The sequence below is a fragment of the Streptomyces sp. NPDC001406 genome (assembly GCF_042895285.1).
In the GTDB taxonomy this organism is placed as follows: Bacteria; Actinomycetota; Actinomycetes; order Streptomycetales; family Streptomycetaceae; genus Streptomyces.
In genome coordinates, this window is the sequence record NZ_JBIAWG010000032.1 from 43,221 (window position 1) to 56,017 (window position 12,797).

Below are 12,797 nucleotides of genomic sequence, written 5' to 3' on the forward strand. Positions count from 1 at the left end.
GGCCGGTCATGCGGTCGTTGCGTCCTCAAGGTGCGGCGGGGCCGGACGAATCGGTGACGACGTCAGCCAGCCAGGAGTCCACCGCCGCCGCGGTGGTGCCGACGTGGTCCTCCAACATCGAGTAGTGGTTTCCGGTCACTTCGACGATCGTGTCCACGTGCTCGGGCGGTGCCGCGCGCCCGTCGCCGTCCGCGGCGTCGGCCAGCATGGGTTCGCTCGCCCGTACAAGCAGGGTCGGCGCGGCGATCTGCGGCGCGGCCCAGTCGTCGAACAGGCGCATATAGCGGCCCATCGCGGTGAGCTGTTCGCCGCCGGACCTCATGAAGTCCAGGCGCTGCGACTGCGCCTGGGCCATCGCGTTGAGCACCTGGTGGTCGAAGGGAACCTCGCGGCTGAAGCTGTCGACCATCACCACGGCCGCCGGCTGCTCGCCCATGGCCTCCAGGTGTGCCGCCACGCCGTGGGCGATCCAGCCGCCCGAGGAGTAGCCGAGCAGGACGACCGGCTTTCCGCCGGCGCACTCCCGTACGGTCTGCGCGTGCAGCCGGAGCACGGCGTCCGGGTCGGACGGGACCGGCTCGCCCTTCTCGTAGCCGGGGTGGGCCAGCGCCCACACGTCCAGCCGGTCGCGGAAGGGTGCGGCGAACCGCGCGTACTGGTGCGCCCCGGCCGGTACGACGTACGGCGAGAAGCACATCAGCGCGAGGGGATGGCCGCCTTGCGACAGCCGTACCGGGGCCGGCCGCTGGGCCAGTTCCTCAGACCGCTCGAACGAAGGCCGGAAGCGGGCCGCCTCCATCAGCATCCCCATGGCCTCGGCGGCCGTCCCGTTCTCGCTCGCGTGCCGGTAGAGCTGCACCAGCATGTCGGCGGGCCGCTCCTCCGCCGCGCCGCGGCCGGCGCCCTGGAGCCGCGTCAACAGGTGCTTGGCAAGCCTGGCAGGCGTGGGATGGTCGAAGGCCAGTCCGGCGGGCAGGCGGAGACCGGTCGCCGCCGACAGGCGCCGGCGCAGGTCGATCGCGGTGAGCGAGTCGAAGCCGAGCTCCAGGAAGTGCGCGGTGGGCAGCACGTCCTCGGCCGACGCGTGACCGAGGACCACGGCGCTCTGGGCGCGGATGTGCTCCAGCAGCCGCTCCTCCTGCTCGGCCGGGGCGAGTGCGGCGAGCTCGGTCGCCAGCGCCGCTCCGGCGCCGATCTCCTTGCCGACGGCCTGCTCGGCCTCCAGGAGCCGCTGTACGTCGGGCAGGTCGGCCAGCAGCGGGCTGGGCCGTCCCACGGTGAAAGCGGGCAGGAACTTCTCCCAGTCGATGGGGGCGACGGTGAGGGACGCCTCGTCGTGCTCGACGGCCTGGCGCAGGGCGGAGATCGCGAGCTCGGGGACCATGACGCCCAGTCCCCGCCGCTCGCCGCGCTCCTGGACCGCGTCGCCGACCATGCCGCCGCCCGCCCAGCCGCCCCAGGCGACCGAGGTCGCGGTCAGGCCGCGGGCCCGCCGCCGCAGTGCCAGGGCGTCGAGGAAGGCGTTGGCGGAGGCGTAGGAGGCCTGCCCCCCGCTGCCCCAGACGCCGGCACCGGAGGCGAAGAGGACGAAAGCGTCCAGCTCACGGCCGTCGAGCAACTCGTCGAGGTGGATGGCGCCGGTGACCTTGGCGGCCGCGGCTTCGGCGAACTCGTCGAGACCGGCGTCGGCCAGCAGGGACGACCGTGCCGTGCCGGCGGCGTGCAGCACCGCGGTGAGCGGGTGCCGGGACTCGATGCCGGCGAGCAGCCGCGCGACCGCATCGCGGTCGGCGATGTCGCAGGCGGCGACGGTCACTTCGGCGCCCAGGGCGGTCAGCTCCGCGTGCAGTTCCTGCGCACCGGGGGCGTCGGGTCCGCTCCTGCTGGTGAGCACCAAGTGCTGGGCGCCCGCGCCGGCCAGCCAACGGGCCAGGTGGCGGCCCACGCCGCCGGTTCCGCCGGTGACCAGGACGGTGCCGCGAGGCTGCCACGGTGTCGCGGGTTCCACGTCGGCGGGCCGCGCCCGGACCATGCGCCGGCCGTACACGCCGTCGACACGTACGGCGAGCTGATCCTCGTCGTGCTGGGCCAGCGCTCCGGCCAGGCGGCGCAGCGCGTGCTCGTCCAGCTTCTCGGGCAGGTCGACGAGACCGCCCCAGCGCCGGGGCAGTTCCAGTGCGGCGACGACGCCCACGCCCCAGAGCTGTGCCTGGCCGGCGTCGCGCAGCGGGTCGGTGACTCCGGTGGACACGGCTCCGCTGGTCGCACACCACAGCGGTGCCTGGACGTCCACGTCGCCCAGCGCCTGCACCAGGGTGACGGTCGTGGCGAGGCTCGCGGACAACGTCGGGTGGGCCGGGTGGCAGCCGGGGGCGAGGCCGAGCATCGACAGGACACCGGCGGGCTGTTCGCCGCCGAGTTCCTCGGCGAGCCGCTTCGCGGCCTGCGATCGGTCGCAGTCGACGGGGAGTTCGACGACCCGCACCTTGGCGCCGTGGGCGCCGAGCACGCCGACAACGCAGGGCGCCCACTGCTCGTCCGCCAGTCCGGCGGGGAGGACGGCGAGCCACAGGCCGTCCAGGCCGGGGGCCGGGTGGTCGGTCAGCCGCCGGAAGGAGACGCGGTAGCGCCAGCCGTCCACCGTGGACTTCTCGCGGCTGCGCCGACGCCACGCGGACAGCACCGGCAGCGCCGGGCCGACGAGGGCGGCGTCGTCCGCCCCGAGTTCATCGGCAAGCCCGGGCAGGTCCGTGTTCTCCACCAGCTCCCAGAACCCGGCCTCGACCGGATCAGCACCCACAGGTACCGGGTCGGCGTTCTCCAGCCAGTACCGCTGCCGTTGGAACGCGTACGTCGGCAGATCCACGGGCCGTACCGGACGCCCGGCGAAGGGGACCGTCAAGTCGACGGGTACGCCGCTCACGTGCAGTTCGGACACGGAGCGCAGGAAGCGGTCCATGCCGCCCTGGCCTCTGCGCAGCGAGGCGCCGGTCACGGCGTCGGCACCGGATTCCTCCGCGATCTCCTGCACCGCGCCGGCCAGCAGCGGGTGCGGGCTGCACTCGACGAACACCCCGTGTCCGTCCGCCAGCAGCGTCCGTACGGTCCGCTCGAACTCCACCGTGTGCCGCGCGTTGCGGTACCAGTACTCGGCGTCCAGGGCGGTGGTGTCCAGCACGGTGCCGGTCACCGCGGAGTAGAAGGGGACGTCCGCCGCGCCCGGGGTGACCGGGGCCAGCAGCTCAAGCAGTTCGGGGCGCAGGCTCTCGACCTGGGCGGAGTGCCCGGCTCCGGTGGCGCCGCGGACCTTGCGCACGCGCACGCCCTCGGCTTCGAGTTCCGCCAGGAGTTCGTCGACCGCATCGGGCTCTCCGGAGACGGTCAGGGCGGCGGGCCCGTTCACGGCGGCGACCGACAGCCGGTCCCCGTACTTCTCCAGCCTCGCGCGGGCCCGGTCGGCGGGCATGGCGACCGCGAGCATCGCGCCCTTGCCGATGAGCTTGGTCAGGGAGCGGCTGCGCAGGGCCACGATCCGGGCCGCGTCGTCCAGTGTCAGCGCGCCCGCGACATATGCGGCGGCGACCTCGCCCTGCGAGTGGCCGACGACGGCGGCGGGCGTCACACCGTAGGAGCGCCACAGGGCGGCCAGCGACACCATCACCGTGAACAGCGCGGGTTGGGCGACCTCCACCTCGGTCATGCCCGGTGCGCCCGGCTCGGCGCGCAGGACCTCGAGCAGCGGCCAGCCGACGTAGGGGGCGAACGCCTCGGCGCAGGCCTTCGCCTGCTCGGCGAAGACCGGGGAAGTGTCCAGCAGTTCGCGGGCCATCTCGGTCCATTGCGAGCCGTGACCGGGGAAGACGAAGGCGACCCTGCCGGAGGCTGCGGCGGTGCCCTGGACCACGGTGTCCGCGGGTTTGCCGTCGGCGAGCGCCGCGAGCCCGGCCCGCAGCTCGTGCCGGTCGTGGCCGACGACCACGGCCCGCTGCTCCAGCCGCGTCCGTGTGGTGACGAGGGCGCGGCCGACGTCGGGCAGCGAGAGCCCTTCGGTGCGGTCGAGGTGGTTCATCAGCCGGCGGGCCTGCTCGCGCAGGGACCGGGCGGTCTTCGCGGACAGCGCCCACGGGAACACGTCCAGGGGCCGGGCGGCGGTAGCGTCCTGCGCTACGGGGGTCTGCTCGCCCTCGGCGGCGGGTGCGGTCTGCGGAGCCTGCTCGATGATGGTGTGCACGTTGGTGCCGCTCAGCCCGAACGAGGAGACGGCCGCACGCCGTGGCCTGTCCTGGTCGGGCCAGGCGGTCTGCTCGGTGAGCAGGCGCACGTTCCCGCCGGCCCAGTCGACGTCCGGGGTCGGCTCATCGACGTGCAGCGTCTGCGGCAGGATGCCGCTGCGGATCGCCATCACCATCTTGATGACGCCGCCGACGCCCGCGGCCGCCTGCGCGTGGCCGATGTTGGACTTCAGCGAGCCGAGCCACAGCGGCCGGCCCTCGGAACGCTCCTTGCCGTACGTGGCCAGCAGCGCCTGCGCCTCGATCGGATCGCCGAGCCGGGTTCCGGTGCCGTGGGCCTCCACGGCGTCCACCTCGTCCGCAGCGAGCCGGGCATTGGCCAGCGCCTGCCGGATGACCTGCTGCTGGGCCTTGCCGCTGGGCGCGGTCAGGCCGTTGGAGGCGCCGTCCTGGTTGACCGCGCTGCCCCGCACGACGGCCAGGACCTCGTGCCCGTTGCGGCCAGCGTCGGACAGCCGCTCCACCAGGACCAGGCCCACGCCCTCGGCGAAACCGGTGCCGTCGGCGGACGAGGAGAACGCCTTGCAGCGGCCGTCGGCGGACAGCGCGCGCTGCCGGCTCGACATCGTGAACGCGGACGGTCCGGCCATCACCATCACGCCGCCGGCCAGTGCCATGGAGCACTCGCCGTTGCGCAGCGCCTGCACGGCGAGGTGGAGGGCGGTCAGCGAGGACGAGCACGCGGTGTCGACGGTGACCGACGGACCCTGCAGGCCGAAGGTGTAGGAGAGCCGGCCGGAGATCACGCTGGCCGCGTTGCCGCTGGGGATGTAGCCCTCGACGCCGTCGGGCACCTTGAGCGGGCGGCCGGTGTAGTCCTGGTAGCCAGTGCCGACGAAGACGCCCGTGGCAGTGGAGCGCATCGCGTCGGGGGCGATCCCGGCGCGCTCGAAGGCCTCCCAGGTGGTCTCCAGCAGCAGGCGCTGCTGCGGGTCCATGGCGAGGGCCTCACGTGGGCTGATTCCGAAGACCGCGGGGTCGAACTCGTCCGCGTCGTGCAGGAATCCGCCCTGGGTGGTGTACGTGGTGCCGGGATGGTCGGGGTCCGGGTGGTAGAGCGCCTCTACGTCCCAGCCGCGGTTGCCGGGGAAGCGGGAGATCGCGTCGCGGCCGGAGGCGACCAGCTCCCACAGGTCCTCGGGCGAGCGCACGCCACCGGGGTAGCGGCAGGCCATTCCGATGATGGCGATCGGCTCGTCCAGCACCGCGGCGGCCGCCGCGGCCGTGGCCTTCGCGTCCTGGCCGCCGGTGAGTTCGGCGAGCAGGTGGGCGGCGAGGTCCGCGGCCGTGGGGTGGTCGAAGACCACCGTCGTGGGCAGGGCGAGGCCGGTGGCCTCGTTGATCCGGTTGCGGAGTTCCACCGCGGTCAGGGAGTCGAAGCCGAGGTCCCGGAAAGGACGGTCGGCCTCGACGGCGCCCGCTCCGCGGTGGCCGAGGACGGCCGCGGCGTGCGTGCGCACGAGGTCCACGAGGGCGCGTGCACGGTCTTCGTACGACAGCCCGGCCAGGCTCTCGGCGAGCGCCCCGGAGCCGCGGCCCGCCTCGGGGGCATCTTCGGCGAGCGTCGCGCGCACCTTGGGGAGGTCGCCGAGCAGCGGGCTGGGCCGGCCGAGGGTGAACGGCACGATGAAGCGCGACCAGTCCACGTCGGCCACGGTCAGCAGCGTCTCGTCGCGATCGAGCGCGCGCTGCAGGGAGGTGATCGCCAATGTGGGGGTCATCGCGCGGAGGCCGCGGCGGCGCAGCCGCTCCTCGTCGTCGCCGTCCTCGACCATGCCGCCGTCGGCCCAGGGGCCCCAGGACACCGCGGTCGCGGTGAGGCCGCGGTCGCGGCGCTGCCGGGCGAGACCGTCGAGGAAGGCGTTGCCGGCGGCGTAGGCGGCCTGGCCGCCGCTGCCCCAGACGCCGGAGATGGAGGAGAAGAGAACGAAGGCGTCCAGCTCCTGATCACCCAGCAGCTCGTCCAGGTGCACCGCGCCGCCGACCTTGGCGGCGAGCGCGGCGGCGAAGGCGGCCGGGGTGGTGGCGTCCACCAGGCCGGCGTCGGCGACTCCGGCGGCGTGCACGACGGCGGTGAAGGCGTGCTCGGCGAGCAGGGCCGCCACGGCATCGCGGTCGGCCACGTCGCAGGCGGCGAGCGTGACGCGGGCGCCGAGGGCCTCCAACTCGTCCCGCAGAGCGGCGGCGCCCGGGGCGTCCGCGCCCCGGCGGCTGGTGAGGACGAGGTGTTCGGCGCCGCCGCGCGCCAGCCAGCGGGCGACGTGGCCGCCCAGCGCACCCGTACCACCGGTGATGAGGACGGTGCCGCGGGGCTGCCAGCGGCGGCTGGCCGCCCGTGCCGGTGCGTGGGCGAGCCGCCGGGCGAAGACGCCGGAGGCGCGGACGGCGAGCTGGTCCTCCTCCCACCGGCCCGTCAGCGCCTGTCCCAGCACGTCGGCCAGGCGTGCGGCAGCCAGGTCGTCGACGGACTCCGGCAGGTCGATCAGGCCGCCCCAGCGCCGGGGCAGCTCCAGGGCGACGGTGCGGCCCAGGCCCCAGACCTGGGTGTGCCGGGCGTCGCGTACGGCGTCGGAGCCGCTCACGGCCACCGCGCCCGAGGTGAGGCACCACAGCGGTGCGTCGACGCCCGCGTCGCCCAGGGCCTGGACGAGCAGCAGGGTGGGCAGCACGGGGTCGCCGGTGACGAGGAGGGACAGCACGCCGTCGACCGGCCCGATCCCGGCCAGCTCCCCGGCCAGACCGACGCGGTCGCTCGCCGCGCCGACCACCAGCGTCTTCAGAGTGGCGCCTCGGGCGGTGAGCGCGGTGCGGACCGCGGCGGTCTGCTCGTGCTCCTCCTCGGGCACGGCCAACAGCCAGGTGCCGCCGATACCGGCCGGAGCGAGCTCGCCCAGGCGCTTCCACGACTCGCGGTAGCGCCAGTTGTCGACGTCGGACTGCTCCTTGCGCTGCCGCCGCCATGACGACAGCCTCGGCAGCACGTCGCTGAACGCGTCCCCTGTCCCGATGTCGAGGGTCTCGGCGAGGGCCTGCAGGTCCCCGCGCTCCACGGTCTCCCAGAACTCCGCGTCCACCGGGTCCGCCACCGCGGCGGCAGCGGCGGGCTCCGGGGTCTGCACCCAGTACCGCTCGTGCTGGAAGGCATAGGTGGGCAGGTCGGTCTTCCGCGCACCGGCGAAGAACGCGTTCCAGTCCACGGACACGCCGTGCGTGTGCAGATGGGCCAGCGCCGTCACGAGTGCCTGCCGCTCGGGGCGGTCGGCACGCAGGACGGGCACGGTGACGGCCTCGTCCACACAGCCCTGCGCCATACCGCTCAGGACACCGCCCGGGCCGATCTCGATGAAGGTCTTCACGCCCAGGTCGTGCAGGGTCCGGACACCATCGGCGAAGCGGACCGCCTCGCGCACGTGCCGGACCCAGTACTCGGGGGTGTAGACGTCAATGAGCTGACCCGTGAGGTTGGAGACGACAGGGAGCTGCGGCTTCACGAAGGCCAGGCCACGGACAGCCTCGGCGAACTCCTCCAGCATCGGGTCCATCAGCGGCGAGTGGAACGCGTGACTGACCTTCAACCGGGAGGTCTTGCGGCCCTGTTGGGTAAAGACCTCGACGATCTCCAGCACGGCATCCTCGGCTCCGGAAACCACCACCGACGAGGGGCCGTTGACCGCGGCGATGCTCACCCCGTCGGTGAGGTGGGGCAGGACTTCCTCTTCGGTGGCCTGCACGGCGACCATCGCGCCGCTCGCGGGCAGGGCCTGCATCAGCGCGGCACGCGCGGACACCAGCTTCGCCGCGTCGTCGAGGGACAACGCACCAGCCACGTGCGCGGCAGCGATCTCCCCCACGGAGTGGCCCACGACGAAGTCGGGCCGGACGCCTAAGGATTCGAGGAGCCGGAACAGGGCCACCTCGACCGCGAAGAGCGCGGGCTGGGTGCACCCGGTCCGGTGAAGCGTTTCGGCATCGACGTCGACCGGGGCGTCCAGGTGCGCGCACACCTCGTCGTAGGCCGTGGCGAAGACGGGGAACGCCGCGTACAGCTCGCTCCCCATGCCGATGCGCTGCGAGCCCTGCCCGGAGAAGAGGAAGCCGGTCTTGCCGCCGGCCGGGCGCCCCAGCAGCAGACGGGATGAAGGGGTTCCGGTGGCCAGGTCCTCCAGCCCGAAGAGGAGTTCCTCACGGTTCTCCCCCACGACCGCGGCCCGGTGACGCATGGCCGCGCGGGTCGTGGCCAGCGACAGCCCGACGTCCTGTGGCCGGACCTCGCCCCGTACCAAGGGCAGCAGCCGGGCCGCCTGGGCCTGCAGCGCCGCGTCGCTCCTGGCGGAGAGCACCCACGCCAGGGGGCCGTCGGCGGAAGCCCCTACGGGCTCCTCGTCCTGGGCCGGCGGGGCCTGCTCGATGATGGTGTGGGCGTTGGTGCCGCTGACGCCGAAGGACGACACGGCGGCCCGGCGCGGGTGATCGGTCTCCGGCCACTCCACGGCCTCGGTCAGCAGCCGTACCGCGCCCGCCGACCAGTCCACGTGCGGCGTCGGCTCGTCCACGTGCAGGGTCTGCGGGAGCACTCCGTGGCGCATGGCCATGACCATCTTGATGATGCCGCCGACACCCGCGGCCGCCTGCGAGTGACCGATGTTGGACTTCAGCGAGCCCAGCCACAGCGGCCGGTCCTCCGGCCGCTCCCGGCCGTACGTGGCAAGCAGCGCCTGCGCCTCGATCGGGTCACCCAGCGTCGTGCCCGTACCGTGCGCCTCGACGACGTCGATCTGGGCGGGAGAAAGGCCGGCCGACGCCAGGGCCTGGCGGATGACCCGCTGCTGCGCGGGGCCGTTCGGCGCGGTCAGGCCGTTGGACGCGCCGTCCTGGTTCACGGCGCTGCCCCGCACCACGGCCAGCACACGGTGCCCGTTGCGGCGGGCGTCGGACAGCCGCTCCACCAGGAGCATGCCGACGCCCTCGGCCCAGCCGGTGCCGTCGGCGCCGGCTCCGAACGCCTTGCACCGTCCGTCAGGGGCCAGCCCGCGCTGGCGGCTGAACTCCACGAACGCGGTAGGCGTGGTCATCACCTGCACGCCACCGGCCAGCGCCATGGAGCACTCGCCGCCGCGCAGCGCCTGGATCGCCCAGTGCAGCGCCACCAGCGACGACGAACACGCCGTGTCGACGGTGACCGCCGGGCCCTCCAGGCCGAAGCTGTAGGCGATACGGCCGGACATCACACTGGCGGAGTTGCCGGTCCCGAGATGGCCGTCGGACTCGCCGCCCACCCCGACCAGGAGGTTGACGTAGTCCTGATAGCCGGAGCCGACGAAGACTCCGGTACGGCTGCCGCGCACCGACTCCGCGTCGATGCCGGCCCGCTCGAACGTCTCCCACGTGGTCTCCAGCAGCAGGCGCTGCTGCGGATCCATCGCCACGGCCTCACGCGGGCTGATCCCGAAGAACCCCGGGTCGAACTCCCCCGCCTCGTACAGGAATCCACCGTGCCGCGCATACGTCTTCCCCGTCGCCTCCGGGTCCGGGTCGTAGATGTCCTTCACGTCCCAGCCCCGGTCCGCCGGGAACTCGCCGACCGCGTCACCCCCGGCGGCCACCAACTGCCACAGGTCCTCCGGCGAACGCACCCCGCCCGGATACCGGCACGCCATGCCGACGATCGCGATCGGTTCCTGGTCCTTCTCCTCGACCTCGCGAAGGCGCTCCCGGACCTGACGAAGGTCTCCGGTGACGCGCTTGAGATACTCGAGAAGCCTGTCTTCGTTGCTGCTCATCCGCCTCATCCGTCCTCGGCTGTCGTTAAAGGTAGAGCGCCAAGAACTAGGAAATTTCTAGATCTTGATCGATCAGATCGAAGATGTCGTCGACCGTCGCGTCCTGGAGCTGTCGCTGCGCATCGGCGGATTCCGCGCCTTGCTCTCCTGCGGAGTTCACCAGGGACAGCAGTTCCTGCAGCCGCCTCCGCATCCCCGACCGGACCGTCTCCTCGGCCGAGGCGGCCGTCGAGATCACCGACTCCAGCCGGTCGAGCTCGCTGAAGACCGACACCTCCTCCGGGCCCTTCTCGCCCGCGAGTTCGCTCCGCAGGTAGCGGGCGATCGCCTCGGGCGTCGGGTGGTCGAAGACCAGCGTCGCGGGCAGGGTCAAGCCGGTGTCGGCAGTGAGCAGGTTGCGCAGCTCCACCGCGGTCAGGGAGTCGAAGCCGAGGTCCCGGAACGCCAGGTCCGGTTCCACCGCCGCGGAGCCGCTGTGGCCGAGTACGGCCGCCGCGTGTGCGCACACCGTGTCCACGAGCAGGCGTTGCTGTTCGCCTTCGGACAGCGTGGACAGCTTCGCGTTCAGCGCGGACGGCTCCGCGGCCTGCTCGGCGGGCTCCTCCGCGAGGGCTTCCCTGACCTCGGGCAGGTCGCTCAGCAGCGGGCTCGGCCTGCTGATGGTGAACGGGACGACGAACCGCTCCCAGTCCACGTCCACCACGGTGACCGTGCCGTCCCCGCCGCTCAACTCGCCGTGCAGCGCGGAGATCGCCCGGTCCGGCCGCAGCACGGTCAGACCGCGCTGCCGCAGCCGCTCCTCGTCCCCGGCGTCGGCGACCATGCCGCCCTCGCCCCACGGGCCCCAGGCGATCGCGGTCGCGGCGAGGCCCCGGGCCCGCCGGTGCTGCGCCAGGCCGTCGAGGAAGGCGTTCGCGGCCGAGTACGCGGCCTGCCCGCCGCCTCCCCACACGCCGGAGATGGAGGAGAAGAGGACGAAGGCGTCCAGCTCCTGATCGCCGAGCAGTTCGTGGAGGTGCGCGGCCCCGACGGCCTTCGCGGCGACCGTCGCCGCGAAGTCGCCGAGGCTCGTCTCGGCGAGCATGCCCGCCTCGGCGGTGCCGGCCGTATGGACGACGGCGTTCACCGGGTGCTCGGCAAGTAGCGTGGTCAGCGCCTCGCGGTCGGCCACGTCACAGGCGGCTACGGTCACGCGTACGCCCGTCTCCTCCAGCTCGGCCTTGAGGCCGACGGCGCCAGGGGCGTCGAGACCGCGGCGGCTGGTGAGCACCAGGTGCTCCGCACCCGCACCGGCGAGCCAGCGGGCCACGTGCCCGCCCAGCGCACCCGTACCACCGGTGATCAGCACCGTGCCGCGCGGCGACCACGAACGGTCGCTCCGGGCTGCAGGCAGACGCGACAGGCGCCGCACGAACAGCCCGCGGTCGCGGATCGCGACCTGGTCCTCGGCCGACTGGCCGAGGACCGTGGCGAGTCGGTCGACGACCCGGTCGTCGACCGTGTCCGGGAGGTCGATCAGACCGCCCCAGCGCGGCGCGTGCTCCAGTGCCGCCACCCGGCCCAGACCCCAGACCTGGGACTGGTACGGGTCCGTCACCTCATCGGCGGGGCTCACGCCTACCGCATTCCGGGTCGCGCACCATAGCGGGGCGCCTATGCCCGCGTCGCCCAAGGCCTGGACGAGCAGGACGGACAGCGCGACGCCGGCGGTCAGTGCGGCGGCCTCCGGGGCGGCCTCGCCGTCGGCGGCGAGCAGCGACAGGACGCCCGCCACGGTCTCGTCGCCGGCCGCCTGGGCGAGCTGCGCGGTCAGGCCCTCACGGCCGGTGGCCGACTCGACCGGGACCGGCACCGGGGCCATGCCACGCTCGGTCAGCCCGCGGAGGCAGGCGGTGACCCAGCCGTCGCCGAGTTGCGCAGCGCTGAATGGAACCAGCCATATACCGATCCGGGCAGGGCCCTCCGGGGCGCGGTCGGACATCCCTTTCCACGACTCGCCGTAGCGCCAGCCGTCCACGGTGGACTGCTCCTTGCGCTGCCGCCGCCACGACGACAGCCTCGGCAGCACGTCGCTGAACGCGTCCCCTGCCCCGATGCCCAGGGACTCGGCGAGGGCCTGCAGGTCCCCGCGCTCCACGGTCTCCCAGAACTCCGCGTCCACCGGGTCCGCCACCGCGGCGGCATCGGTTTGGGGGACGTCGACCCAGTACCGCTCGTGCTGGAAGGCATAGGTCGGCAGGTCGGTCTTCCGCGCACCGGCGAAGAACGCGTTCCAGTCCACGGACACGCCGTGCGTGTGCAGATGGGCCAGCGCCGTCACGAGTGCCTGCCGCTCGGGGCGGTCGCCACGCAGAACGGGCACGGTGACGGCCTCGTCCACACAGCCCTGCACCATGCCGCTGAGGACGCCGCCGGGACCAATCTCGACGAACGTGGTCACGCCCAGGTCGCCGAGGGTCTCGATGCCGTCGGCGAAGCGCACCGCTTCGCGCACGTGACGGACCCAGTACCCGGCGGTGTACGGCTCCGCCAGGCCGCCCGTGAGGTTGGAGACCACCGGGATCTGCGGCTCACCGAACGTCAGACCGCTGACGACCTCCGCAAACTCCTCCAGCATCGGATCCATCAGCGGCGAGTGGAACGCGTGGCTGACCTTCAGCCGGGACGTCTTGCGGCCCTGTTGGGTGAAGACGTCGGCGATCGTGGTGACCGCCTCGTCGGCTCC

General features: G+C 73.3%; 2 protein-coding genes. Both read right to left on the reverse strand.

Translation table 11 applies throughout. The annotated features are described in order from the left end of the window. Nucleotides 1–25: 25 nt before the first annotated feature. Nucleotides 26–10,072: a type I polyketide synthase gene (locus tag ACFY1J_RS44155; RefSeq protein WP_390712831.1), complete on the reverse strand. Its 10,047-nt coding sequence runs from the start codon at nucleotides 10,070–10,072 to the stop codon at nucleotides 26–28. Between the two features lie 46 nt (nucleotides 10,073–10,118). After that, on the reverse strand, nucleotides 10,119–12,797 hold a 2,679-nt coding region (locus tag ACFY1J_RS44160; protein WP_390733179.1), incomplete at its 5' end, for an SDR family NAD(P)-dependent oxidoreductase.

Coding starts and splice junctions, on each gene's coding strand:
- ACFY1J_RS44155 (WP_390712831.1), bottom strand. CDS start 10,072: ATGAGCAGCAACGAAGACAGGCTTCTCGAGTATCTCAAGCGCGTCACC.